Below are 24,821 nucleotides of genomic sequence, written 5' to 3'. Positions count from 1 at the left end.
CCGGGTGAGGAACCCGGGCGGGGACCGATCACCGCAGGTGGAACCGTTCGTCGACCGCGAGGGCGGCCAACTGCGGCACGGTGAACGGCAACCTCTTCAACCCAGGGCGGGTGTCGTCCAGCTTCGCGCCCTGCGCCAGGTAGACCACCACGCCGTCCGGGTGCCGGTACGCCGACCACTGGTCGAGCCGGTCGTCGTCGCCCGGTCGGACCACCACGCCGACCTGCACCGCTCCGACCGTTTCCACCTGGCATTCGCCCTGCATGCCCCAGAAGTCGCGGGCGAGGGCGCACGGCTCGGTCGGCAACTGGTTGCCGGCGTCGTGCACCTCGGCGATCACGCGCCCGACGCGGTCGCCCTGTGCCACGGCGACCGAGGAGAGGTAACTCCACCTGTCGACGCCGTTCACCTTCTCCTCGAACTGCGCCTGGTGGGTCCGCAACGTCCGCTGGTCGGCGGGCTGGTTCGCCGGGTCCTCCGGCGCGGTGTAGCCGGCGGGCACCACGGAGACGACCTCGTTGAGCAACTGGACCCCCCGGTCGTGCTGGGACCCGGCCCGCGCGGTCCGGTCCTCCTGCGGTTGACCGTCCGGCCCGGTCGGCCACGGCTCCTTGGTGTCCCCCGACCCGTCCGGAGAGGCCAGTGGCCCCTGACCCGCCGGTTGGTAGACGTGGTCGTCCGGAGTGGCGACGGCCGCGAAGCCGCTCACCGCCAGCACGACAGCCGCCGAGCCGAGCGACGCCCACAGCGCGCGACGACGGACGTGTGCCCGCCGTGCCGCTCCGAGCGTGGCTTCCGTACTCAACGGTGGCGGCGGGGTGGTGCTCGCCATCTCCTTGCGCAACGCGTCGCGCAACTCTTCTCCGTTCATCGCTCCCCCATCTCGATCCCGCTGTAGGTGGGTGCCAGGAGGCCGCGCAACGTGTCGAGCCCGCGGGCCGCCTGGCTCTTCACCGTCCCTGGAGAGCACTCCAGCAGCGCCGCGACGTCTTCGATCGACTGGTCCTCCCAGTAGCGGAGAACCAGCACCGCCCGCTGGCGCGGCGCGACCCGGGCCAGGGCTTGGAGCAGCACCAGCCGACTCTCCGGCGAGTCGGGAGCGATCACCTGCTCGGCGTCCTCGCCCCCCACCCGTTCGCGCCGCCACCAGCCGCGACGCCGCTCGTCGAGGAACGTCCGGACCAGGATCTGCCGGACGTAGCTGTCGAGCACCTCGTGCCGCGAGATCCGGTGCCAGACCCGGTAGAGCTTGACGAACGTGGTCTGCACCAGGTCTTCGGCCCGGTGCCAGTCGCCGCACAGCAGGTACGCCGTGGCGCGCATGGCAGCGGACCGTGCCGCGAAGTACTCGGCGAACGCGTCGTCGCGGTCGCTCATTCAGGCCTCCGATCCCCGTTTCGAGATAGTCACGCGGGGTCTGCCCCAGCGGGTTGCTCCGAAGTTCGCGTGCGTCTCACCGGATCAACGCCGAACGGCGTCCGGAGGCGACAGTCCCGGCGACGGGCAGGCGGCGAAACCCGCTTCGGCTTCGCCGCGAAGACGCGAGGCGCGCTTCTTATCTTGACAGGTGTCGATCTATGGACTGGTGTAAGGACCAGGTACACCGATGTCCGTCAGGAGGGCACATGATCGTCCGACGACGGTGGACAGCTGCCGCCAGCACAGCGATCCTGTTCAGCGCAGTGTTGTCCCACCCAGGCCAGGGAAGCGCGGCACCCGCCGATCCCGCTCCACCGATCACAGTGAACGCCACCGAAACCGCAGTGGTCCGCGTACAGCTCCGCGACCAGGCACAACTCGACCGGCTGGTCGCCGCCGGCGCTGATCTCGCCAACCGACCCCGGGCCCGGGACGGTCGGATCCTCGCCGACCTGGTGCTCACCGGCACCCAGCTCGCCGAGCTGACCGCGCAGGGTGCGACCGCTGTGCAGGTCGTGCAGCGCGCCGGGGACGGCAGCCGGCACCACGCCGAGAGCGTCCGCGCGGCGCAGGCGCGCACCGCGGCCGGGCTCCGCGCTCCGGCGGCCGGCCAGCGGACCACCACCGCCACCGCGGTGGACACCCTCCAGGTGCAGCAGGCGTACTGGTGGACCACGGGTGGGCAGACCTTCCTCCAGGCCCAGGTGGCGACCACCGCCACCGACGACCCGGATGTGGAGATCACCGTCAGTTGGCGGACGGCGGACGGCGCCACCGGGTCGTTCCCGCTGTTCCGGTTCGAGGACTCCGGTGAGTACCAGTACCACTACGCGCTCCCCCAGCCGGTGCCGGGCCGGCCGGTGCAGCTGAGCGCCACCTCCAGCCTCGGTGGGGTGAGCCGGGTGATCACCCCGACGCTCTGGCCCAACGCCACGCCGCCGCCCCTGCCGGCCGGCTACCAGAAGGACTTCATCGACGCGTACCTGACGCCTGTCGACATCCAGGCGCGGATCAAGCGGTTGGCCCGCCAGTACCGGGACCTGGTGGACGTGATCGACCTGCCGAACAAGACCCAGGGGTACCGGCGCAACGCCGTCGCGTACCTGGGGGACCCGGCGGTGGCGGCCGTGGTGGTCGAGTCGGTCCGCTTCGGCGACCAGGGCATGAACGGCGTGCAGGTGCGCACCGTCGACCCGGGTCGGCCGAACCGGCCGCTGACCGTCGGCTACCGCGACCGCGTCCTCACCGTGTCACTTGCCACCGACACCGCCGGCAAGACGGTGAGCACCACCGACGAGGTCGCGGCAGCGATCAACGCCCGCCAGCCGAACCGGTTCCGGGCCACCGTCGAGGACGGCTCGGCCGGGCTGCCCATGGCGGTCGCCGGCCCGGCCCGACTGGACGACGGCTTGCAGGGCACCGAGGTGCCGGCCCGGCCGTGGACGGTGCAGGCGCTGCGCCTCGGCGTGCACCGGGACGGCTCCCGGGTCGGCGTGCTCGCGTACTCCCAGGAGCACGCCCGGGAGTGGGCCACGCCGCTTGTGACCCTTGAGTTCGCCGAGCGGATGCTGGCGAACTCCCGGACCGACCCGGCCACCCGTGAGCTGCTGGAACAGGTCGACATCTTCGTCATCCCGACGGTCAACCCGGATGGCGCGAACTACTCGTTCAACGACTTCAACATGCAGCGCAAGAACCTGGTCAACCACTGCGTCGGAGCGGCCCGCGACCCGAAGAACCGCACCTCGTGGGGTGTCGACGTCAACCGCAACTACACCGTCGGGTCCTACTTCGACGGGTACGTGGGCGCCAGCGCCAACTGCCTGTCCGGCACCTACGCGGGCACGGCCGAGCTGTCCGAGGCGGAGAGCGGCAACGTGATCGCGCTCGCCCGGACCCACCCGAACATCAGGTTCGCGATGAACGTGCACTCCTACGGCGGGTACTTCATGTGGCCGCCGGGGGCGTACCGGGCCGACGGCAGGATCACCCTGCCCCGGCCGTCGATCGACGAGTCGACGCTGTTCCTCGGCAGCGCCCGACGGATCGTCGGCGCCATCGCACAGGAACGCGGCACCGTCACCTGGCCGTCGCAGACCGGTCCGGTCGCCGACGTGCTGTACTCCGCCGCCGGCAACTCGGCTGACCAGCTCTACTACGAGCTGGGCATCTTCGCCTGGGACTTCGAGGTCGGCAACGACAGGTGGAACCCGGCGACCGGCGAGTGGGAGGGCGTCGGCTTCCAACCGCCGTTCGACGAGGCGCACGGCGAGTCCCAGGAGTACGCGGGCGGGCTTGTGGAACTGGTCCGGGTGGCCCGCGACTACGCGGCTGCCCAGCCCGCCCCCTGATCCTCCGGCGGTGCCGTGCCCGCGCCGGGCACGGCACCGCGCCGGGAGCCATCGGAGAGCGCGGCGACATTTCATCTGTTTCCGCCCAGCGGCCCGCGGGTAGGGCCTAGTCCATGGACACGAACACGACAGCCCACCTGATTGGCGGCCCCCGCGACGGCAGCACCCACGACACTGGCGGCGACGCCCTCGTCGAGGTGGAGATCGACGGCATGATGCACCGCTACATCAAGACCACCAAGCAGCACGACGACGGCCGACCGCTGTACAACTACGACGGGATGGTGGCCCCCGACGGCGGCGAGCCCGGCGTCGAGGACCCGGCCGCCCGGGTCGTCTCGCCCCGCGCGGACGCCGAGGGGCACGGCGGCGGCCACTGACGCCACCGCCGTCTTCCCACGGCCCCGAACGGGGTGACAGTCGGATCGGCCGGCCACGGATGAACCGTGGCCGGCCGGGTAAGCAGCAGCCTTGCCTGGTGGGGAGACGACCGGTGTCGCGGCGTGCCGCGACCGGGCGTACGGGCGGGCGGCTGCGAGCCGGCCCGCCCGTACGCGGCCACGATCAGTTCGAGGAGATCCAGTTCCAGGCCGAGACGACCCACTCGGTCTGCTGGAGCCACGCCACGCCCAGGCCGACGAGGAACACCGCCGTCGCCAGGTGGGCGCCACGGGCGCTGCGCCGCACCCGTCCGAGCTGCCGCTCCCACACCACCCGGCCGACCAGCCGGGACAGGGCGAACAGGCCGATCGCCACCAGCAGGCTGAGCACCAGCACCAGCAGCGGGCCGCTCAGGTCACCCTGACCGGAGAGTGCCCAGATCCCCCAGCACACGAACGCGAAGAACCCAGCCGCCGCGCTCCACTCACCGCCGCGCCGTAGCTGCGCCAGCCGCCAGCTCAGCGGCCGACGCGGGGCCGGCTCACCGGGCCAGCCGGTGCCGGTCGGCTCCTGCTCGACCACCGGGAACGGTTCGGTCCGCGGGCTGCGCGGCTGACCCACCGCAGCCACGCCCCGGCGGAACCCGTCGCGCTGCGGCGGCACCCCGACGCCGGCCTGCGGTGGCACCTCCACGGTCCGCTCCGCCCACGGCTGCGTCTGGTCTGCCATCTCGTCCTCCCCCTGACCGACGACATCACCGCCGCCTGAATCCGAGGGTAACCAGCCGACAAACAGGTCGCCGACCCCGCCCGGGACGCGGACCGGCACGACAGTGTCGAATCACCCGCCGGGCAGGGTACGGTCGGCTGATGGGTGACCCCGAGCGACGACGGCGACGGCTGCGCCACCACCCCGACCAGGAGCTGGCCGCTCGGAGCACCGACAGCCCGGCAGCCAGCACCACGGGCGTGCACGACGGCGACGACCCGCCCCCGCGCCGCCGGAACTCCGGCGGCGACGAGCGCGACGGCGAGCGGGGGCTGCGCGGGTTGGTTGGTTCCGGTTCGTCCCAGGTGGGGCTCAGCGCCGCGCTACGGGCCCGGGACGCGGCCCGGCCCACCGACGACGACCTGGCCGAGGCGGAGGCCCGGGTGGTGGTCGTCCGACGCAACTGGGTGCCCCGCGAGGAGCTGCCCCGCTCGCCGCGCTGAACGCCGCACGGTCAGGGCAGGTCGGGCAGCTTCCGGGTCTTCTCGTACTCGGCCACCTGGGTGATCCGACGGGCATGCCGCTCGTTACCGGAGAACGGCGTGTTCAAGAACGCCTCGACGATGCCTGTGGCGTCGTCGAGCGTGTGCTGGCGGGCGCCGATCGCGACCACGTTCGCGTCGTTGTGCTGGCGGGCCAACTGGGCCGTCTCCACGCTCCAGGCCAGCGCGGCGCGGACCCCGGCGACCTTGTTCGCGGCGATCTGCTCACCGTTGCCGGACCCACCGATGACCACACCGAGGCCCGTCTCGTCGGCCACCACCTGGTCGCCGGTGTGCAGGCAGAACGTCGGGTAGTCGTCGTCCGGGTCATAGCTGTGCGGGCCGACGTCGACCACGTCGTACCCCTGCTTGGCCAGGTGGTTGGCCAGGTGCACCTTCAACTCGAAACCGGCGTGATCGGATCCCAGGTAGACGCGCATACCGCGCAGTCTCTCAGGCCGCGCTCTCCGACGCCGCACCGGCGGCGTCGGAGAGCCGGGTTCGTCACACGGTCGGGTGCGCGACCGCTCAGCGCGGCAGCTCCGCGACGACCAGACCGCCGCGCGCCTTCGGGGTGAACCAGGTGCTCTTGCGGGGCATCTTCTCCCGGGCCAGGTTCACCGCGACGAAGTCCGCCACGGTCACCGGCGCGATCAGGATCGCCAGCTCGGCCCGGCCGGCATCGACCTCACCGGTGAGCCAGCTCGCCGGGTAGTCACCGCCGACGTAGGTGATCCGCTTGTCGCCCGGATCCAGACCGAGCGCGTCGCGCAGCAGCAGTCGTTCGACCAGGGCGTGGTCCAGGTTCTCCAGGTCGCCGGAGGCCGTGGCGGGCAGCCGCACCGCGTACCCCTGGTCGCCGAGGCGGAGATGCACGGTGCCGCCGGCCGCCGGGACCTCGACCGGGCCGTCGATCGGCTCGACCTCGGCTCCCGCCGCGCGCAGCCGGTCGAGCAGCTCGGCCGGCGTGGTGGTCAACTCGCTGACCAGCCGGTTGTAGGGCTGGATGGCCACCGACGCGGGCGTGGTGACCACGGCCAGGAAGCGCGGCAGCCCGCCGGTCTGCGCGGCCAGGCTGCGGTGGTTACCGTCGGCGACGACCAGCTCCCCACCGCCGGCGAGGGCGGTGAGGGTGGCCTGCTCCGGGCCGGGGCCGAGCAGCCAGATGGCATGCGTGCGGCCCGCCTGGTCGGTGTCCGTCGCGGCGGGCGCGCCGGCCGTCTCGGTCGCCGCCGCGAGGGCGGCGTGCAGCTCGTCGCCACGCCCGGTCTGCAGCAGGAGTACGGGTGAGAGCAGGTGGCCGAGCGCCTCGGCCAACGCCACCCGCTCGCGCACCTTGGCGATGAAGACGTCCTCGTTGCGGATGACCAGGCCCGGCTCGTCGGCCCGGGTGGAGATCTGGTCGGTGTCCACCATCGCGAACAGCCCGTACGCCGACTCCTCGCCGGGCGCGCTGATCCGGTAGAGCACCACCACCTGCTCGGCGGGGGTGTAGCTGCCGTCGGCCTTCGCCTCGGCGAGGCGGGCCACCGCGTCCGGCAGCGCGTCGAGGAACGACTTGCCCAGGCTCTGCGGGGCACGATGCGGCATCTCGATGCCGAGAGCACTGTGCGGGTTCGCCTCGATGATCGCGGTGATCTCCGCGTCGTCGGCGAACTCGTCGTAGTTTTGCGCGCCGGTGCCACCAGTGGTGACCCACGCCCGGGAGATCGGATGCACGACCGTCATGCCCACTGACGCTACCGGCGGCGGTGTCGCCGCCGACGGGGACCCGCGCGGGGTCCACCAGTTGAAAGTGCCGAGCGGTCAGCTGGCGCGGTCGGATGCGCCCCGGCGGTGCCTGCCGGCGGCCGCCGGTCCGGCGTTGCCCCGTCGACCGGACGCGGCCGGCCCGGTGTTCACCGCGCGGCGGGGCGACGCGGGCGGCGTCGGCACCGGACGCTCGGGAGGCGGGGCCGGGACGGGACGCGGGCTCAGCGGCGGCGTCGGCACCGGACGCGGGGCGGCGGGTGCCGGCGGGGGCGGCGCGGGTTCGGCCGGCGCGGCAGCCGACGACCGGACCGGAGCCGACGCGACGGCGGCAGCCACCACCGCAACCGGCGGTAGGGGCTCGTGAGCCGGTGCCACCGGCGGCGCGGAATCGGCAAGCGGTGCCGCCGGCTCGGCCGGGGTCAGCCGGGAGGTCACCGGGACCCGGGCGACGCCGACCACGATGGGCGGGGCGAGCAGGTCCGCCACGTGGGCGGGAAGGTCGGGGTGGACCGCCGGCCAGCGGGAGTCGTCGACCGACCAGTAGGCCGCGCCGGGAGTCTCGATCACCTCCGGTCGGGTCAGTTGATCGTCACCGGACGCACGGTGCTTGGCCATCGGGAATGCCTCCACGAACTGCGGGGTGCGGCCCTGCGGGTCGCTGCGGCGGACATGCAGGCCAACGACCAGGCAGTCGCCCGGTGACGGGGCGGGCACCGCCGACCCACGACACGCCGAGCGAACACGGCGCGGTGCCGCGCCGCTCGCGGGGCTGCCCCGTCCACGCAGTTGTGGACAGGGCGGCCCCGCGCCGCTCAGTCGAAGATCGGGCCCTGCTCCCGGGTGCGCTTGAGCTCGTAGAAGCCCGGAGTGCCGGCGACCAGCAGGACGCCGTCCCACAGCCGGCCGGCGGCCTCCCCCTTCGGGGCCGGGGTGATCACCGGGCCGAAGAACGCGACAGGGCTGCCGTCCGGGCCGGGCGCGTGGACGACCGGGGTGCCGACGTCCTGCCCGACCGGGCGCATGCCGGCCTCGTGGCTGGCCCGCAGCGCCTCGTCGTAGTCGTTGCTCTCGGCGGCCGCCGCCAGCGCCGGGTCCAGGCCGGCGTCGGTCAGCGCGGCGACGTACAGCTCGTGCCCCCGCTCCTCCTTGCCGAGGTGGATCCGGGTGCCGAGCGCGGTGTAGAGCGGGCGCAGGGCGTCGTTGCCGTACCGCTGCTCGGCGGCGATGCAGACCCGCACCGGACCCCAGGCGGTCTTCAGGAACTCCTTGTACTCCTCGGGCAGCTCGTCCCGGCCGTCGTTGAGCACGGCGAGGCTCATCACGTGGAAGCGGAAGTCCACGTCACGGACCTGCTCAACCTCCAGCAGCCAGCGGGACGTGATCCACGCCCACGGGCAGGCCGGGTCGAACCACATGTCGGCGGTGACACGATCGGTCACGGTGAGGTCCCTTCGCGACGGGGGCGCCGGCCGTCCGGCGTCTCAGGGAAATCCTCACCCCACAGCACGTCGTGCGGCACCGGAATGAGAGCGTGACCTCGGCCACCGCGGGCTGCCCGTACATGGAAGACTCGGATCGGGCTGGCCGCCACGAGCGGTTGGCGAACGGGCGCCGCCGGGCGTACGGCGAGATGTGGGATGGAGACAAACAGTGCCGGGAGTGCGCAACCTGACGCAGGTCGAGGCGACCGAGCGGGCCCGCCTGCTCAACGTGACGGGGTACGACATCAGTCTGGACCTGTCGAGCGCCGTACTGGCGGCCGATGGCCGCACGTTCCGGTCGACGACCGAGGTCCGGTTCCGCTGCGCCGAGCCCGGCGCGAGCACGTTCATCGAGCTGGCCGCCGAGTCGGTGCGGTCCGCGACGCTGAACGGCACGCCTGTCGACCTCTCCGACTGGTCGGCCGAGAAGGGCCTGGTCCTGTCCGCGTTGGACAGCGACAACACCCTGGTGGTCGACGCCGACTTCGGTTACTCGAACAGCGGGCAGGGTCTGCACCGGACGGTCGACCCGGTGGACGGCGAGACGTACCTCTACAGCCAGTTCGAGACGGCCGACGCTCAGCGGGTGTTCGCCTGCTTCGACCAGCCCGACCTGAAGAGCGTCTACACCTGGCACGCCACGGTTCCGGCGCACTGGCGGGCGGTGTCGAACATGCCGGTGCAGCGGGAGGAGCCAGCGGGTGAGGGGCTCAAGACGCTGCACTTCACCGAGTCGCCCCGGATGAGCACCTACATCACGGCACTGTGCGCCGGGCCGTACCACGAGGTGCGCGACAGCCACGACGGCATCGACCTGGGAGCGTTCTGCCGGGCCTCGATGGCACCGTACCTGGACTCCGACGACCTGTTCCTGATCACCAAGCAGGGCTTCGACTTCTTCCACGAGAAGTTCGGCGTGCGCTACCCGCTGCCGAAGTACGACCAGCTCTGGGTGCCCGACTTCAACGCCGGCGCGATGGAGAACTTCGGCTGCGTGACGCACGCCGAGTCGCACTACCTGTTCCGCTCGCAGGTCACCGACTTCGAGTACGAGCAGCGGGCCAACACGATCCTGCACGAGCTGGCCCACATGTGGTTCGGCGACCTGGTCACCATGCGCTGGTGGAACGACCTGTGGCTGAACGAGTCGTTCGCCGAGTGGGCCAGCCACTGGTGCAACACCAACGCCACCCGGTTCACCGAGGCGTGGACGACGTTCCTGTCCATCCGGAAGAACTGGGGCTACCGGCAGGACCAGCTCTCCTCCACCCACCCGGTCTACACCGAGATGCCGGACATGGAGGCCGTCGAGGTCAACTTCGACGGCATCACCTACGCCAAGGGCGCGAGCGTGCTCAAGCAGCTCGTCGCGTACGTGGGCGAGGAGCCGTTCGTGGCCGGGTTGCGGGCCTACTTCGGCAAGCACGCCTGGGGTAACGCCACCTTCGACGACCTGCTCACCGAGTTGGAGGCCGCGTCCGGCCGGGAGCTGCGCAAGTTCGCCGCGCAGTGGCTGGAGACCGCGCAGGTCAACACGCTGCGCCCGGAGGTGACCATCGGCGCGGACGGCACGTACGAGCAGGTGGCGGTCCGGCAGGAGGCGCCGACCGCGTACCCGACGCTGCGGACGCACCGGATCGGCGTGGGCCTGTACGACCTGACCGACGGGCGGCTGGTGCGCCGCGAGCGGCACGAGGTGGACGTGACGGGCGAGCGGACGGACCTCGCCGAGCTGCGCGGCGTCCGGGCCGCCGACGTGCTGCTGCTCAACGACGACGACCTGAGCTACACCAAGCTGCGCCTCGACGACCGGTCGATGGCGACAGTGGTGCAGCACATCGGTGGCTTCGAGTCGTCGCTGGCGCGGGCACTGTGCTGGACGGCAGCCTGGGACATGATCCGCGACGCCGAGCTGTCGGCCCGCGACTACGTCGCGCTGGCGCTGACCGGGCTGCCCGCGGAGACCGACATCAACCTGGTCACCGCGACCCTGCGACAGGCGACCACCGCGATCACCCTCTACGCCGATCCGGCCTGGGCACCGACCGGTTGGGCCGAGCTGGCCCGTACCGCCCGGGACGCGCTCAGCGCCGCCGAGCCCGGCAGCGGGTTCCAGTTGGCCTGGGCTCGTGCGTTCACCTCGGCGGCCCGCTCCGACGAGGACCTGGCGACGCTGCGCGGCTGGCTGGACGGCACCGGCGCGCCGGCCGGGTTGACCGTGGACACCGAGCTGCGCTGGTCGGTCCTCGCGGCGCTTGTCGCCAACGGCGCTGCCGGTGCCGCCGAGATCGAGGCGGAACTGGCCGGCGACCGCACCGCCAGCGGCGAACGGGAGGCGGCGTACGCGCACGCGCTGGTGCCGACGGCGGAGAACAAGGCGGCCGTCTGGGCGCTGCTGACCGGCCCGGACGCCCTGCCCAACTGGCGGCACCGGGCGCTGTTGCAGGGCCTCGCCCACCCGGCGCAGGTGGACCTGATCGCGCCCTACCGGGAGCGGTACTTCGCGGCGGTCGGCCAGGTGTGGGCCACCCGGGACAGCGAGCCGGCGCAGGAGTTCGCGCAGCTCGCGTACCCGATCTACCTGGTGGAGGACGACACGGTGGCGGCCACCGACGCGTGGCTGGCCGGTGACGGGCATCCCGGCCCGTTGCGCCGGCTGGTGGCCGAGGGCCGCGACGGCGTGGTGCGGGCGCTCAAGGCCCGCGCGAAGGACGCTCAGCAGAGCTGATCAGGCAGTACGCGGCCCGGTGCCGGCGTGGACGCGAGTCCTCGCCAGCACCGGGCCATTATGGTTGCGAGAGGAGGTGGACGTGATGGCACAGCCGACCTACGAGTGGCGGCCCCCGGATCGGGGCTGGCGCGAGCAGGATCTGTTCGACCTGCCTGCCGACGGTAACCGCTACGAGATCATCGACGGGAGCCTGCACGTGACGCCTCCAGCCGGACCAGAGCACCATGAGCTGGCGGACGAGATTCGGATGGCGATTCGCCAGTCGGCCCCCGCCGGTTGGCGGGTGATCCGGGAGATCGGGGTGCAGGTCCCCGGCGGCAATCTCATCCCCGATCTGACGGTGTTGCTACCAAGCGCACCGCGCGGGCGGATGTGGGCCGAACCCAAGAACATCGCGCTCGTGCTGGAAGTCGAGTCGACGGGAAGCCGTCGCCACGATCGCTTCACCAAACCCGCCCTCTACGCTGAGGCAGGCATCCCCCATTACTGGCGGGTGGAACGGGGTGACCTCGGCCCGGTCATCTACCGCTATCGGCTCGGCGAGGGCGACCATTACGAGCTGTTGGGCACCGTCGGTCCGGACGACGCGGTGACCGTGGACGAGCCGTGGACGATGAGGTTGGATCCGAGCGCCTGGCCCCGTTGAGACACGAAAGCCCGGCCCGCTGGAACGCGGACCGGGCTTCGTCGCGTGTGGCTCAGCCCTTGCCGGCGTGGCTGGCGAGCTGGTCGAGGCCGTTGATGATGCCGCCGGCCAGGTCCCCGCCGCTGAACGCGCCAGCCATGGAGAGCGCGGCCAGTTTGGCGTACGTGTCGGGGATGCGCTTGCGCGCGTAGCGTCCGGTGATGATCTCCAACTGGCGCTGGTTGGGTGACACGGCGATCAGCACCGACTTGTCGGGGTCGGCGAGCTGGCGGTGCAGCCGCTGGGCGTGCTCCCGGGTCGGCTCGTCGAGACCGCCCACGAAGACCGAGAAGACCAGGCCGGTGCCCTTGTCGGCCAGGCGCAGCGCCTCGTCGATGCGCAGTAGCTGGCGGGTCGAGAAGGGCCCGTCCAGCACCTCGGGCGGATTTTCCGACCCGGTCTGCTTCTCACCAACGGTCACTTGCGCCTCCGGTTCCACCGGCCGGCGCGTCGACGCTGGCCTGCTCAAGCTTGTGGCTGGTCAGCGCGGGCGCCTGCGCCCCCGCCGTCAGCGCGGTGCCGGCCGAGTCGGCCAGCTGCTCCGGGCGGCCCAGGAACCAGACCGGAGTGAAGTCGAAGGGCCGGCCCGGCCGGTAGCGCTTCGCGCCACCGCCACCGCCGGTGGCACCCCCACGGCTACCGGCGTACGACAGGCCGGCGATGACCAGCACCGCGGCCAACGGGATGCCGACGAAGACCAGCAACGTCTCGGTAACAGACAATCCCAACGCCCCCAGGCGGAAGAAGGACGACCTCGAACAACCGGGTCGGATGGACGATCATGATGTCGACCGCCCGACTCCGTCGCCATTCACGTTAGCGGAGTCGACGGCTCGCCAGATTGCGGGGTGCCGATCCCATCCGTCACTGGACTTCTCCAGTTGCGCAGCGGTAGCGATGAGCCGCGCGTCGTCGCCGTACCGGCCGGTGAGCAGCACCCCGACGGGCAGGCCGTCGGTCGTGACGCCCACCGGCAGCGAGACGGAGGGATCGCCTGTGACGTTGAAGATGGCGCAGTAGGGCGAGAAGCGGCGTTGCCTGTCGAAATCGGCAGCCGGGTCGCCATCGGCGGTGAACCAGCCGACGGGTGCCTGCGGGGCCGCGAGGGTGGGACAGAGCAGCAGGTCGTATCCGGCGGTGCGCCGGGCACCGAGACGGACCTGCGCCTGCAACTCGCCGAGGGTGGCGGCCAGGGTGCCGGCGGAGATCTCGGCGCCGCGGGCCCGCAGCAACCGGGTCAGCGGCAGCAGCTCCGCCTCCCGCTGGGCCGGCACCGGGGCGAGCGCCAGCACGTACCAGAGGATTTCGAACAGCGGCCACGCCGCCGGCCCGAGCGGCGGCGGCACCTCGACCACCTCGTGGCCGGCCGCGGTGAGCAGCGCGGCGGCCCGGTCCACGGCGGCCACGCAGTCGGGGTGCACCGGCTCGTCGGCGAGCATCGGCGTGGTGAACCGGCCGATCCGCAGCGGGCCGGGCGCGGCGCGGCGCGCGGCGGCCAGGTAGCCGCCCGGCGGCGCGGTCGGCGGCAGGTAGGGCTCGCCGGGGACCGGCACGGCCATGACGTCGAGCAGCGCCGCGACGTCGGTGACGGTCCGCCCGAGCGGGCCGCTGGTGGGCAGGCCGAACGCGCCGGAGCCGACCGGCCCGCCGGAGACGAGGCCGCGGCTGGGCTTGTAGCCGACGAGGCCGCAGAGCGACGCCGGGATGCGCAGCGAGCCGCCGCCGTCGGACCCCTGGGCGACCGGGACCAGCCCGGCCGCGACCGCCGCCGCCGCGCCGCCGCTGGACCCGCCCGCGGTGTACGCCAACTGCCACGGATTGCGGGCCGGGGGCGCGACCCGACCTTCCGAGTAGAGCGAGCAGCCCAACTCGGAGGTGGTGGTCTTGCCGAGGCTGACCAGGCCGGCGGCCTTGATGAACCGGACCACGTCGGCGTCGACCGGCGGGACGAAGTCGATGAACGCGGCCGAGCCGAAGGTGGTGCGGACCCCGGCGGTGAGCGTCAGGTCCTTGATCGCGGTCGGCACACCGTGCAGCGGGCCGCGCGCCTCGGTGGGCGCGGCGTCGGCGGCGCGGGCGGCCTGCCGGGCGAGGTCCTCGGTGACGGTGACGAACGCGCCAACGGTGTCGCCGAGGGCGGCCACCCGGCGTAGGTGGTGCTCGACCAGGTCGACGCTGGACAGCTCACCGCTGGCGATCGCGGCGGCCTGCTCCAACGCGGTCAGGTCGTGCGGCTCGGCCATCCCGTCATCCTGCCGGCTGCAAGCGGCCGCGAGGTGCAGACACGGCGACTCACAGCCGGTCCAGCGTGCCCGCAGGTGCCACCCATTCACTGCGCGGTCCGCCGATGTCACTGATCAGGTCGAAATCGCGGTCGTAGTGCAGGACGATTGCGGAGTATTCGGCGGCGGCCGCCGCGACCAGGACGTCGACGGGACTGGCCGCCCGATGGTGGCCACGGACTGTCAGCGCCAGTTGCAGGTCGCGCGCCCTAGTCGCCAGGGCCGGAGTGATCGGAAGGTCGATCATCAGCTCTGCACGGCGTGCCCGCACCGTCATGGCGTCACTAAAGTCGCGAGCGCTTCGCCCGTTCTCGAGATCAAGCGGAACGCAGGTCGCCGCGAGCCGTTCCTCGAGAATGGTCGTGATCCGCTTAGCCACCGCCGGCTGGCGGAGGCGACTCCAGGCCGACGTGTCGATGAGGTAGAGCCCGGCCGGTGGGATCACGCGGCGTCCTGCTCGCCGCGCGGCGTCTTGTCGTCTTCGACCAAGCCGGTCCAGTCCTGTTCGATAGAGATCGAAATCAGCTCCCGGATGGCCTCCATCCGTTCGCTGCGCTCCGCGACGAGCCGGAGCGCAGCGTGGATCGTGTCCTTCTTGCTCTTGGTGCCCAGCTCGCGGCGGGCACGTTCGAGCAGCTCATCATCAAGGTCGATAACTGTCTTCATGCCCCGAGTATATATTCGGAGACGAGCTTTATATATGTGACATGCCGAGGAAGCGCCGGGCGTTTGTGGACAACAGCTTGTCGCGTTGGTCGTCGCTGAGGAAGTCGGCCTCGTGGACCACCGCGCCGGCCGGGCGTTCGCCCAACGGGTACGGGTAGTCGCTGCCGACCAGCACCCGGTCCTCCCCCATCGTGTCGACGAGCAGCCGCAGCGCGGGCGGCGCGAAGACCACCGAGTCGACGCTGAACCGGTCGACGTAGCTGCTGGGCGGGGCTGCGGACGCGCCACGGACCAGGTCGCCCCGGCGGTGCCAGGCGTTGTCGGCGCGGCCGAGCCAGAACGGGAAGCTGCCGCCACCGTGCGCGAAGCAGATCCGCAACGTCTCGGGTACCCGGTCGAAGACGCCGCCCAGGATCATCGCCAGCACCGACAGGTGCGTCTCGGCGGGCATCCCGGTGAGCCACCGGGCCATCCAGCGGTCCAGGCGCGGACCGGCCGCCATGTCCCACGGGTGGACGAACACGGGCGCGCCCACCTCGGCACAGTGCTGGAGGAAGGTGACCACCCCCGCGTCGTCCAGGTCCCGGTCGCCGACGTGGTTGCCGATCTCCACGCCCACGTGCCCGGCGGCCAGGCTGCGATCCAGCTCGGCGCACGCGGCGTCCGGGTCCTGGAGGGGCACCTGGCAGAACGGCACCAGTCGGTCGCCGCCGGCCGCGGTGACCTCCAGGGTCAGGTCGTTGAAGATCCGAGCGACCTTGACCGCCTGGTCGGCCGGACGGTCGTAGCTGAAGAACACCGGTGTCGGCGAGACCACCTGCACGTCCACGCCGTCGGCGTCCATGTCCGCAAGCCGGCGCGACGCGTCCCAGCACTCGGCGCCGACCGGGCGGAACTCCGTCTCCCCCACCATGATCATGGCGGCGCGCTCGGAGTCGACCCGCAGCCACGGCCAACCGGACCCGCCGCACGCCGCGCCGAGGTCCGGCCACCCCTTCGGTACGACGTGCGTGTGCACGTCGACCACGCCTACGGGCATCAGCCCCTGCCCGGGTGCAGGGTGCCGCAGTTGGCGCAGGTACGGGCGGCCTCGTCGGCGTAGAACGCCTGGAACACCGGCGGCAGGTCGGCCGCGATGTCGCGGACCTGCAACTCCACCTCGTGCACCTTGTTGCCGCACTCGGGGCAGTACCACTGGAAGGTCTCCAGGGTGCCCTCCTCGCGGACCCGCTCCACGACCATGCCGATCGAGCCGGCCTCCGGCCGCTGCGGCGAGTGCGGGGTGTTGCGCGGCAGCATCCACATCTGCCCCTCGCGCACGTGCACCGTACGCGGCCCCTCCGGGGTCATCAGGTTGATGTGCATGTTGCCCTTGACCTGGTAGAAGAACTCCTCGTACGGATCCACGTGGAAGTCGGTGCGCTGGTTGGGCCCGCCCACCACCATCACGATGAAGTCGTCCCCGCCGGGGAACATCTCCTTGTTGCCCACCGGCGGCTTCAACAGGTGCTTGTTGTCAGCGATCCATCCCGGGAAGCTGAACGGCTCGGCGATCTCACTCACGACTGACCTCCGGAGGACGGCAGAACGGCCACGGCCTGGATCTCGATGAGCAGGTGCGGGTGCGGCAACTGGTGCACGGCCACCGTGGTGCGGGTCGGACCGGACGCGTCGAAGAACTCCGCCCACACCTCGTTGTAGCCGCCGAAGTCGTTCATGTTGACCAGGTACGTGCTCACCTGGACGAGGTCGGTGAGGTCCGCGCCGACCGAGCGCAGCAGATCGCCGATGTTCTCGATCACCGCCCGGGTCTGCACCCGGATGTCGAGGTTCGTCGTACCGAACTCGTCGACCGACACGCCCGCGAAGCTGTTGTCCGGCCGCCGCGACGACGTACCGGAGACGAAGACGAACCCACCCGCCACCCTGACGTGCGGAAAAGCCCCCCGCGGCGTGGCCTTGCCGGCCACCACCCGCGCGGTCACGACGACGCCCGCAGAGACGCGGTGCCGAGCTTCTCCACGACGGCACGGACGTGTGCGCCGGGACGCAGCGGGACGGCGGCGGTGGCCGCGCCGGCCAGGAACACCCAGCCGGACTCCAACCGCACCCCGTGCCGGCCGGCCAACCGGATGCCCTCGTCGAGGGCCCGGCGCGGATCGCCGAGGATCGCCGCAGTCGAACCGACCTGCGCCACCCGACCGTCGACCTCCAGCAGCACGCCCAGGTTGTCCAGCCCCGCCGGCACCGGCGACCACGGCCCGATCACGAACGCGGCGGCCGAGGTGTTGTCGGCGACCACGTCCGGAAGCGAGAAGCGGAAGTCCGCGTACCGGGAGTCGATCAGCTCGATGGCCGGCGCGACCGCGCGGACGGCAGTGGCGAAGTCGCCGACCGGCTCGCCCGGCTCGGGCAGCCGGTCCAGCAGGAACGCCACCTCCGGCTCCACCCGGGGATGGATGTACGCGGCCGGGTCCACCACACCACCGTCGGGCACCCGCATCGCGTTGGTGAGCCGCCCCCAGATCACCTCGTCCACCCCGACCTGGGCCATCTTCGCCCTGCTGGTCAGCCCCATCTTCAGCCCGACCAGCCGCTCGCCGGCGTCGAGGCGGCGCTGGAGCAGCGCGGCCTGCACGGCGTACGCGGTGTCCACGTCGAGGCCGGTCTCGGCGGCGAGCTGCGGGATCGCGGTGGCCGTGTCGGCCGCCGCGCCCAGCTTCTCGGCGATCCCGACGATGTCTACGCCGATCATGCTGCGTCACCTTCCGTTCGCGACTGCGGGGCTCGCAAACCCGGCTCACTCCTCGCGCTCACAGCTGCTCCTTGTCGGCCAGGTCGAGTGCGACGTCCACGATCATGTCCTCCTGACCGCCGACCATCCGCCGCCGGCCCAGCTCGACCAGGATCGAGCGGACGTCCACGCCGTACTTCGCGGAGGCCCGCTCGGCGTGCCGCAGGAAGCTGGAGTAGACCCCGGCGTACCCCAGGGAGAGCGTTTCGCGGTCCACCTGGACCGGTCGGTCCTGCAACGGGCGGACGATGTCGTCGGCGGCGTCCATGAGCGCGAACACGTCGCAGCCGTGCTTCCAGCCGTGCAGCTCCGCGACCGCCACGAAGACCTCAAGCGGCGCGTTGCCGGCACCCGCGCCCATGCCGGCGAGGGAGGCGTCGACGCGGACGGTCCGGCCGTGGGGCGCGTCCGGGCCGACCGGCGCGGACCCGGTGACCCGGCCGTGCTCGACGGCGAGCACGCTGTTCGCCACCCCGAGGGACAGGTTGTGGTGCGCGTGGATGCCGATCTGCGTCTCCGGGGCGAGGACCTGCCGGTACGCGTCGACCCGTTGCGCCACGTCGGACATCAGCAGCCGACCGCCGGAGTCGGTCACGTAGACGCAGTGCGCCCCGTACGACTCCATGAGCTTGGCCTGCCCGGCGAGCCCGGCCGGATCGTTCATGTGCGACATCATCAGGAACCCGGCCACGTCCATGCCGTTCTCCCGGGCCCAGGAGATGTGCTGGGCGGAGATGTCCGCCTCGGTGCAGTGGGTGGCGATCCGCACACTTGTCACCCCGAGCGCCTTCGCGGCCTTCAGGTCGGCGATGGTGCCGATGCCGGGCAGCAGCAGGGTGGTCAGCTTCGCCGTGGTCAGCACCTCGGCCGCTGCGGAGATCCACTCGGCGTCGCTTGCCGCGCCGTGGCCGTAGTTGACGCTGGAACCGGCGAGCCCGTCGCCGTGCGCCACCTCAATGGCGGCCACCCCGGCGGCGTCCAGCGCGGCGGCGATGGTGCGGACCTGCTCGACCGTGTACTGGTGGGCGATGGCGTGCATGCCGTCGCGCAGCGTCACGTCCTGGATGTACAGCTCGGTCATGGCGCGGCCACCTCCGGAGAACGCAGGGCCACCAGCCGCTCGGCGGTGCGCAGCGCGGCGGAGGTCATGATGTCGAGGTTGCCGGCGTACGCGGGCAGGTAGTGCCCGGCTCCGGAGACCTCCAGGAAGACCGACACCTGAAGAGCGGTGAGCCGCCGCCCGAGCGTCGGCAGGTACGCCTCGACCCGGTCGAACTGCACGTCCTGCTTGAGCCGGTAGCCGGGGACGTACTCCTGCACCGTCGCCACCATGTCCGCCACCGAGGCGGCGATGGCGTCGGTGTCCGCGTCGGCGTCCGGGCAGAGGCAGTAGACGGTGTCGCGCATCAGCAGCGGCGGGTCCGCCGGGTTCAGCACGATGATCGCCTTGCCCCGTTCGGCCCCACCGACCACCTCGATGGCCCGCGCCGTGGTCTCGGTGAACTCGTCGATGTTGGCCCGGGTCCCCGGCCCGGCGGACTTCGACGCGATCGACGCGACGATCTCCCCGTACGCCACCGGGGTGACCCGGCGGACGGCGGCGACGATCGGCACTGTGGCCTGCCCGCCGCAGGTCACCATGTTGACGTTGCGCTCGTGCAGGTGCTCGTCGAGGTTGACCGGCGGCACCACGTACGGGCCGAGCGCGGCCGGGGTCAGGTCGACCACGGTCCGGCCGTGCGCGCGCAGCACCTCGTCGTGGTGCCGGTGCGCGCCGGCCGAGGTGGCGTCGAAGACCAGCTCGACGTCGGCGAACTCGGGCATCGCCACCAGCCCGCCCACGCCGTCGGCGGTGGTGGCGACGCCGAGCCGGCGGGCGCGCGCCAGCCCGTCGGAGGCCGGGTCGATGCCGGCCATCGCCACCATCCGCAGGCTGTCACTCAGCCGCAGCACTTTGATCATCAGGTCGGTGCCGATGTTTCCCGATCCCAGCACCGCCACTCCGACGCTCATGCCGACACTCCGCTTCGCTCCGTGCCGCCCTGAGCGCCCACAACCCTGCGCCGATGATTCGCTCGCTGACGCTCGCTCATTGGCCGCCCCTGTCGCTGAAGGATGTGCGTACCGAACCGAGCCCGGAGATCCGCGCCTCGTACGCGGCTCCCGGGGTGACCGGCACCATCGGGCCGAGCGCCCCGGAGAGCACCACGTCCCCGGCGCGCAGCGGGTCACCGGCGCGCGCGAGGGTGCCGGCCAGCCAGTGCAGGGCGTGCAGCGGGTTGCCCAGGCAGGCCGCGCCCGCGCCCACCGAGACCGGCTCACCGGCGTGTTCCAGCACCATCCCGCACAGCCGCAGGTCGACGTCGGCGAGGCGGCGCGGCGTGGTGCCGAGCACGAAGAGCCCGCTGGAGGCGTTGTCGGCGACGGTGTCCACGATGGAGATGTCCCAGGCGGCGATCCGCGAGTCGACGATCTCGATGGCCGGCAGCAGGTGGTCGACCGCGCGGATCAGGTCGACGGTGGTGAGCTGCGGGTCCGGCAGATCCTTGTCGAGCACGAACGCGATCTCCGCCTCGACCCGGGGCTGGAGCAGCCGGTCGGAGGGCACCTCGACCCCGTCGCCGACCGCCATGGCGTCGGTGAGCATGCCGAAGTCCGGTTGGAACACCCCGAAGGTCTCCTGCACCGCCCGGGAGGTCAGCCCGATCTTCGCGCCGACCCGGCGTTCGCCGCGGCCCTGCCAGGCCCGCGCCTGGAGTTGCTGCACCCGGTACGCGGACTCGACGTCCCCCTCCGGCAGCAGCCGCCCTCGCAGCGGCGGGCACGGCTTGCCGGTGCTGCGGGCGTCGGCCAACTCCCGGTTGGCGGCCTCGATGTCAGCTTCCATGCCCGCTCCCTCGCCACGGCTCACGACAGGTCCACGCAGACGTTCGTCAGTTCGGAGTAGAAGTTCAACGAGTGCACGCCGCCCTCGCGGCCGATGCCGGACGCCTTCACCCCGCCGAACGGGGTCCGCAGGTCACGCAGGAACCAGGTGTTGACCCAGACGATGCCCGCGTCCAGCCGGGCACCGGCGCGGTGCGCGACGCCCACGTCCCGGGTCCACACGGTCGCCGCGAGACCGTACTCGGTGCCGTTCGCGAGGGCGTACGCCTCCTCCTCGGTGTCGAACGGGGCGACGTGCACCACCGGGCCGAAGATCTCCTCCCGGTTGGTGCGGGCATCCGGGCCGAGCCCGGTGAGCACTGTCGGCTGCACGTACGACCCGCCGTCGCGGGCGTCGCCGAAGGTGGGCGTGCCGCCGCCGGTGAGCACCTCGGCGCCCTCGGTGCGGGCCAGGTCGTACGCGCCGAGCACCTTCGACCGGTGCTGGTGGGAGATCAGCGGCATGGTGGCGGTGGCCTCGTCGGTCGGCCAGCCGTACGCCAACTCACCGGCCCGCTTCGCCAGCCGGTCGGTGAACTCCTCGAAGACTCCGCGCTGCACGTAGATGCGTTCGGTGCAGAGGCACACCTGCCCGCCATTGGTGAAGCTGGAGCGCACCGAGCCGGCCACCGCGGCGTCCAGGTCGGCGTCGGCGAAGACCAGGCCGGCGTTCTTGCCGCCCAGCTCGAAGCTGACCGCCTTCACCCCGTCGGCGGCGGCCCGCATGATCGCGCCGCCGGTGGCCGACTCGCCGGTGAAGGTGATCGCGTCGACCCCGGGGTGGCGGGTGAGGTGCTCGCCGGCCGAGTCGGGCCCGAACCCGTGCACCAGGTTGAACACCCCGGCCGGTACGCCCGCGGCGGCCATCACCTCGGCGAGCACCGTCGCCGAGGCGGGCGTCTCCTCACTGGGCTTGACCACCACGGCGTTGCCACAGGCCAGCGCCGGGGCGACCTTCCAGGTGAGCAGCAGCAGCGGCAGGTTCCACGGCACGATGACCGCGACCACGCCGACCGGCTTGCGCAGCGCGTAGTTGAGCGCCCGGCCGCCGGTCGGGGTCACGGTGGTGAACGACTCGGTGGGTGCGGTCGCCACGATCTCCGCGAACGCCCGGAAGTTCGCCGCGCCACGTGGGATGTCGAGCGTCCGGGCCTGCGCGATGGACTTGCCGGTGTCGGCGACCTCGGCGGTGACCAGATCGTCGAAGCGGCGCTCCAACTCGTCGGCGACCCGGCGCAGCACCTCGGCGCGTTCCCGCTCGCCCATCCGGCCCCACGGGCCGCGCAACGCGGCCCGCGCGGCGGCCACCGCGTCGTCCACGGTGGACCGCGACGCCTCGACCACCTCGAAGACCTGCTCCCCGGTCACCGGGCTGGCCTTGGCGAACGTCGGGCCACCGTCGACGAACTCGCCACCGACGAAGTTGCGCAACCGCTGCGGCCCGGCCGACGGGTGGCCGGCCATCAGCAGCGGATCCCAGTTGGCGGTCATCCGCGCCTCCCTCGACCGAGTGTCGCGCCGACCAGCAGCAGCACCGCCCCGCCGACGACCGCGCCGAGCACCCGGTGCTGCCGGCGCACCCGGCGGCGCACCTCCGCGTACGGGGTGGTGGAGAAGGACACCAGCTCGTACTGGGAAACGTACCGGCCGGGCAGGGCACGTTCCAGAGCGTGCTCGATCCGGCGGCGGAGCTGGAAGACCGGGGAGGCGACCTTGTCCCGCATCTCCACGAAGTTGGTGAGCGCCATCGTGGCGATCGCCTCGGCGTTCTCCTGGCGGCGTCGCTGGAACAGCGGCAGCGCCGCCAACCAGTCGTCGGCGCACTCGTCCAGGCAGCGGTCCAGCTCGACCACGTCCTCGAACGCGCAGTTGGCGCCCTGGCCGTAGAACGGCACGATCGCGTGCGCCGCGTCGCCGAGCAGCCCGACCTTGCCGAAGACCTGCCACGGGGTGCAGCGGACCGTGCCGAGCACGCCCACCGGGTTGTGCTGGTAGTCGTCGACCAGGTTCGGCGTCAACGGGATGACGTCCGGGTAGTGCGTGGCGAAGTGCTCCTCGATCGCCGCCGGATCGGCAAGGGCCGCGAAGCTCCCGGCCCCTTCGTTGGGCCAGAACAGCGTGCAGGTGAAGGAGCGGTCCGGGTTGGGCAGCGCGATCATCATCGAGGTGCCGCGCGGCCAGATGTGCAGCGCGTCCGGGTCGAGCGCGAAGTCCCCGCCCAGCGGCGGGATCGTCAGCTCCTTGTAGCCGTAGTCGAGGAAGTCCACGCTCTCGTCCAGCAGCCCGTACGCGAGCAACTGCCCGCGCACCGCGGAGCCGGCGCCGTCGGCGCCCAGCACGACCGACGCCTTGGCGGCGACCGGGCCCTGCGGGGTTTCGAAGCTCAGGGTCCCGTCGGTCGGGTCGAGCCCGACCAGCCGGTGGTCGAAGACGACCCGTACTCCGGGCAGCGCGGCGGCCTCGTCCAGCAGGGCGTTGTTCAGGGCGCCCCGGCTGATCGAGTTGATCGCCCGGTCACCGGTCGCGCTGTACGACTGGAACTGCTGCTCGCCCTCGACCGGGTGGATCATCCGGCCGCGCATCGGCAGCGCGTCGGTGAGTACCTGCTCGGCCAGGCCGATGCGGCGCAACGCGTCCAACCCGCGCTCGGAGAGCGCCAGGTTGATCGAGCGACCGCGCTCGGCCGTGCCGGCCCGCGGGTCGGACCGGCGCTCGTAGAGGGCCACCGGGTAGCCGCGCCGGGCCAGGAAGCAGGCGGCCAGGCAGCCGGCCAGCCCAGCACCGATGACCGCGATCTCGTCCCGCCGGGCGGTCATGAGGTCGCCCCCACCGTCGCCGCCAGCGCCGCGGCGGCCCGCCAACAGTCGTGGTACGTGGAGTAGAGCGGCACCGGGGCGAACCGGACGACGTCCGGCTCACGGGCGTCGGCGATGACGCCGTGCTCGTACCGCAGGCGTTTGGTCAGTTCGGCGGCGCTGCCGGCGCCGATGCGGACCGAGAGTTGGCAGCCCCGCCGGGCCGGGTCGCGGGGGGTGATCACGCGCAGCGGCCGGTCGGCGACGACCTCGTCCAGCAGTGACTCCAGCCAGCCGGTGAGTCGTTGGCTGCGGGCGCGCAACGCGGGCATGCCGACCGCGTCGAACAGCTCCAGCGAGGTGCGCACCGGACCCATCGCGAAGATCGGCGGGTTGGAGATCTGCCAGGCCTCCACAGTGGCCGGTGGCCGGGAGACCGGGGTCATCTCGAACCGGGTGGCCGCAGCGGTGCTCCACCAGCCCTCGAAGCGGGGCAGGTCGGGGTCGCCGAGGTGCCGTTCGTGCACGAAGACGCCAGCCAGCGCGCCGGGGCCCGAGTTCAGGTACTTGTAGGAGCACCAGGCCGCGAAGTCGACGTCCCAGTCGTGCAGGGCCAGCGGCACGTTGCCGACCGCGTGGGCCAGGTCCCAGCCGACCACGGCTCCGGCCGCCCGGCCGGCGGCCGTGATCGCCGCGATGTCCAACAGCTCGCCGGTCAGGTAGTTGACCCCGCCGAGCAGCACCAGCGCCACCCGGTCACCCTCGGCGGCCAGGTAGTCGGTCACGTCCTCGGTGCGCAGGGCGTCCTCGCCGGCACGCGGACGCAACCGGACCACCGTCTCGTCCGGGTCCAGGCCGTGGAACCGGGCCTGACTGCGCACCGCGTAGCTGTCCGAGGGGAACGCGGCGTCCTCGATGACGATGCGGGTGCGGGTGCCGGTCGGGCGGTAGAAACTCACCATCAGCAGGTGCAGGTTGACAGTGAGCGAGTTCATCACCACGGTCTCCGCGGGCCGGCCGCCGACCAGTCGGGCGGCCGGCGCGGTCAACAGCTCGTGGTACGGCAGCCAGGCGCGCTCCGCCTCCAGGTGCCCCTCGACGCCGAGCCGCCCCCAGGCGTCCAGGTCGGCCAGGAGTTCGTCGCGGGTGGCCCGGGGTTGCAGGCCGAGCGAGTTGCCGGCCAGGTACGCCGACTCGGGGTGGTCGCCGCCGTCGGCCGGCGGCACGTGGAACAGGTGCCGGTGCCCGGGGTCGGCCTCGTCGAGGCGGCGTGCCTCATGTTCAGGGGTGCACATGTCTCGCTCTCCGG

At 72.1% G+C, this 24,821-nt stretch carries 27 protein-coding genes; 5 read left to right on the top strand and 22 right to left on the bottom strand.

Annotation, left to right across the window (positions count from 1 at the left end; genetic code table 11):
* Positions 1–28 precede the first annotated feature (28 nt).
* Positions 29–871 carry a hypothetical protein gene (locus AB0F61_RS23140; protein WP_357812952.1) on the bottom strand — a complete coding sequence of 281 codons (843 nt, stop codon included), beginning with the start codon at positions 869–871 and terminating at the stop codon, positions 29–31.
* Positions 868–1,377 carry a SigE family RNA polymerase sigma factor gene (locus AB0F61_RS23135; RefSeq protein WP_357812949.1) on the bottom strand — a complete coding sequence of 170 codons (510 nt, stop codon included), beginning with the start codon at positions 1,375–1,377 and terminating at the stop codon, positions 868–870. Before AB0F61_RS23135 ends, AB0F61_RS23140 begins: the two co-directional genes overlap by 4 nt.
* Before the next feature lie 248 nt (positions 1,378–1,625).
* On the opposite strand from AB0F61_RS23135, the gene AB0F61_RS23130 reads away from it, so the two are divergent.
* Together AB0F61_RS23130 and AB0F61_RS23125 are read left to right on the top strand one after the other, a co-directional pair.
* Entirely contained in the window at positions 1,626–3,770 is a 2,145-nt protein-coding gene (locus AB0F61_RS23130; protein WP_357812947.1) for a M14 family zinc carboxypeptidase, read from the top strand.
* Between the two features lie 113 nt (positions 3,771–3,883).
* Positions 3,884–4,150, top strand: coding sequence for a hypothetical protein (locus AB0F61_RS23125; RefSeq protein WP_357812945.1), 267 nt, complete (start codon positions 3,884–3,886; stop codon positions 4,148–4,150).
* 184 nt (positions 4,151–4,334) lie between these two features.
* Here AB0F61_RS23125 and AB0F61_RS23120 read toward each other — a convergent pair whose 3' ends face one another.
* Positions 4,335–4,880, bottom strand: a complete 546-nt coding sequence (locus AB0F61_RS23120; RefSeq protein WP_357812943.1) for a hypothetical protein — start codon at positions 4,878–4,880, stop codon at positions 4,335–4,337.
* 140 nt (positions 4,881–5,020) lie between these two features.
* Between AB0F61_RS23120 and AB0F61_RS23115 the strand changes: the two genes are divergently transcribed.
* Positions 5,021–5,362: a hypothetical protein gene (locus AB0F61_RS23115; protein ID WP_357812941.1), complete on the top strand. Its 342-nt coding sequence runs from the start codon at positions 5,021–5,023 to the stop codon at positions 5,360–5,362.
* 11 nt (positions 5,363–5,373) lie between these two features.
* On the opposite strand, the gene AB0F61_RS23110 is transcribed toward AB0F61_RS23115, so the two are convergent.
* From AB0F61_RS23110 to AB0F61_RS23095, 4 genes are all read right to left on the bottom strand, one after another.
* Positions 5,374–5,841, bottom strand: coding sequence for a ribose-5-phosphate isomerase (locus tag AB0F61_RS23110; RefSeq protein WP_357812938.1), 468 nt, complete (start codon positions 5,839–5,841; stop codon positions 5,374–5,376).
* Positions 5,842–5,929: 88 nt separating this feature from the next.
* Positions 5,930–7,129 carry a DUF1015 family protein gene (locus tag AB0F61_RS23105; protein WP_357812936.1) on the bottom strand — a complete coding sequence of 400 codons (1,200 nt, stop codon included), beginning with the start codon at positions 7,127–7,129 and terminating at the stop codon, positions 5,930–5,932.
* 78 nt (positions 7,130–7,207) lie between these two features.
* Positions 7,208–7,867, bottom strand: a complete 660-nt coding sequence (locus AB0F61_RS23100; protein WP_357812934.1) for a hypothetical protein — start codon at positions 7,865–7,867, stop codon at positions 7,208–7,210.
* A 98-nt stretch (positions 7,868–7,965) separates the two neighbouring features.
* A complete protein-coding gene (locus AB0F61_RS23095) occupies positions 7,966–8,592 on the bottom strand; it encodes a disulfide bond formation protein DsbA (protein WP_357812931.1) in 627 nt (208 codons plus the stop codon).
* Between the two features lie 220 nt (positions 8,593–8,812).
* Here AB0F61_RS23095 and pepN point away from each other — a divergent pair, with 220 nt between their 5' ends.
* A complete protein-coding gene (gene pepN, locus AB0F61_RS23090; protein WP_357812928.1) occupies positions 8,813–11,362 on the top strand; it encodes an aminopeptidase N in 2,550 nt (849 codons plus the stop codon).
* An 85-nt stretch (positions 11,363–11,447) separates the two neighbouring features.
* On the top strand, positions 11,448–12,011 hold the full coding sequence (locus AB0F61_RS23085) for a Uma2 family endonuclease (RefSeq protein WP_357812925.1): 564 nt from the start codon (positions 11,448–11,450) through the stop codon (positions 12,009–12,011).
* A 52-nt stretch (positions 12,012–12,063) separates the two neighbouring features.
* Here the strand turns inward: AB0F61_RS23085 and AB0F61_RS23080 are convergent, their stop codons facing one another.
* The 15 genes from AB0F61_RS23080 to kynU all read right to left on the bottom strand — a co-directional run bounded on the left by AB0F61_RS23080 (position 12,064) and on the right by kynU (position 24,807).
* A complete protein-coding gene (locus AB0F61_RS23080) occupies positions 12,064–12,471 on the bottom strand; it encodes a DUF5130 family protein (RefSeq protein ID WP_357812922.1) in 408 nt (135 codons plus the stop codon).
* The gene (locus tag AB0F61_RS23075; RefSeq protein WP_355032334.1) at positions 12,458–12,754 is read right to left on the bottom strand and encodes a hypothetical protein; all 297 of its coding nucleotides are present in this window, start codon (positions 12,752–12,754) and stop codon (positions 12,458–12,460) included. Before AB0F61_RS23075 ends, AB0F61_RS23080 begins: the two co-directional genes overlap by 14 nt.
* A 75-nt stretch (positions 12,755–12,829) precedes the next feature.
* Complete coding sequence (locus AB0F61_RS23070; protein WP_357812919.1) at positions 12,830–14,293, bottom strand: amidase; 1,464 nt, start codon at positions 14,291–14,293, stop codon at positions 12,830–12,832.
* 49 nt (positions 14,294–14,342) lie between these two features.
* A complete protein-coding gene (locus tag AB0F61_RS23065; RefSeq protein WP_357812916.1) occupies positions 14,343–14,777 on the bottom strand; it encodes a PIN domain-containing protein in 435 nt (144 codons plus the stop codon).
* On the bottom strand, positions 14,774–14,998 hold the full coding sequence (locus AB0F61_RS23060; protein ID WP_357812913.1) for a type II toxin-antitoxin system VapB family antitoxin: 225 nt from the start codon (positions 14,996–14,998) through the stop codon (positions 14,774–14,776). The genes AB0F61_RS23065 and AB0F61_RS23060 overlap by 4 nt, the downstream gene beginning before the upstream one ends.
* Positions 14,999–15,026: 28 nt before the next feature.
* Complete coding sequence (locus AB0F61_RS23055; protein WP_357812911.1) at positions 15,027–16,037, bottom strand: amidohydrolase family protein; 1,011 nt, start codon at positions 16,035–16,037, stop codon at positions 15,027–15,029.
* Positions 16,037–16,561, bottom strand: coding sequence for a 3-hydroxyanthranilate 3,4-dioxygenase (locus AB0F61_RS23050; protein ID WP_357812908.1), 525 nt, complete (start codon positions 16,559–16,561; stop codon positions 16,037–16,039). The genes AB0F61_RS23055 and AB0F61_RS23050 overlap by 1 nt, the downstream gene beginning before the upstream one ends.
* Entirely contained in the window at positions 16,558–16,983 is a 426-nt protein-coding gene (locus tag AB0F61_RS23045; protein ID WP_357812905.1) for a RidA family protein, read from the bottom strand. The genes AB0F61_RS23050 and AB0F61_RS23045 overlap by 4 nt, the downstream gene beginning before the upstream one ends.
* Complete coding sequence (locus AB0F61_RS23040) at positions 16,980–17,753, bottom strand: fumarylacetoacetate hydrolase family protein (RefSeq protein ID WP_357812902.1); 774 nt, start codon at positions 17,751–17,753, stop codon at positions 16,980–16,982. Before AB0F61_RS23040 ends, AB0F61_RS23045 begins: the two co-directional genes overlap by 4 nt.
* A 58-nt stretch (positions 17,754–17,811) precedes the next feature.
* The gene (gene dmpG, locus AB0F61_RS23035) at positions 17,812–18,873 is read right to left on the bottom strand and encodes a 4-hydroxy-2-oxovalerate aldolase (RefSeq protein ID WP_357812899.1); all 1,062 of its coding nucleotides are present in this window, start codon (positions 18,871–18,873) and stop codon (positions 17,812–17,814) included.
* The gene (locus tag AB0F61_RS23030; RefSeq protein ID WP_357812897.1) at positions 18,870–19,805 is read right to left on the bottom strand and encodes an acetaldehyde dehydrogenase (acetylating); all 936 of its coding nucleotides are present in this window, start codon (positions 19,803–19,805) and stop codon (positions 18,870–18,872) included. The genes dmpG and AB0F61_RS23030 overlap by 4 nt, the downstream gene beginning before the upstream one ends.
* 76 nt (positions 19,806–19,881) lie before the next feature.
* Complete coding sequence (locus AB0F61_RS23025; protein WP_357812894.1) at positions 19,882–20,679, bottom strand: fumarylacetoacetate hydrolase family protein; 798 nt, start codon at positions 20,677–20,679, stop codon at positions 19,882–19,884.
* A gap of 20 nt (positions 20,680–20,699) precedes the next feature.
* On the bottom strand, positions 20,700–22,181 hold the full coding sequence (locus AB0F61_RS23020; protein ID WP_357813001.1) for a 2-hydroxymuconic semialdehyde dehydrogenase: 1,482 nt from the start codon (positions 22,179–22,181) through the stop codon (positions 20,700–20,702).
* A gap of 23 nt (positions 22,182–22,204) precedes the next feature.
* On the bottom strand, positions 22,205–23,533 hold the full coding sequence (locus AB0F61_RS23015; protein ID WP_357812890.1) for an NAD(P)/FAD-dependent oxidoreductase: 1,329 nt from the start codon (positions 23,531–23,533) through the stop codon (positions 22,205–22,207).
* Positions 23,530–24,807 carry a kynureninase gene (gene kynU, locus AB0F61_RS23010; protein ID WP_357812887.1) on the bottom strand — a complete coding sequence of 426 codons (1,278 nt, stop codon included), beginning with the start codon at positions 24,805–24,807 and terminating at the stop codon, positions 23,530–23,532. Before kynU ends, AB0F61_RS23015 begins: the two co-directional genes overlap by 4 nt.
* Between the last annotated feature and the right edge of the window lie 14 nt (positions 24,808–24,821).

Source organism: Micromonospora sp. NPDC023888, from assembly GCF_040639415.1.
GTDB lineage: Bacteria > Actinomycetota > Actinomycetes > Mycobacteriales > Micromonosporaceae > Micromonospora.
The sequence above is the reverse complement of the archived record's forward strand: the minus strand, read 5'-3'. Positions and strand labels throughout refer to the sequence as shown.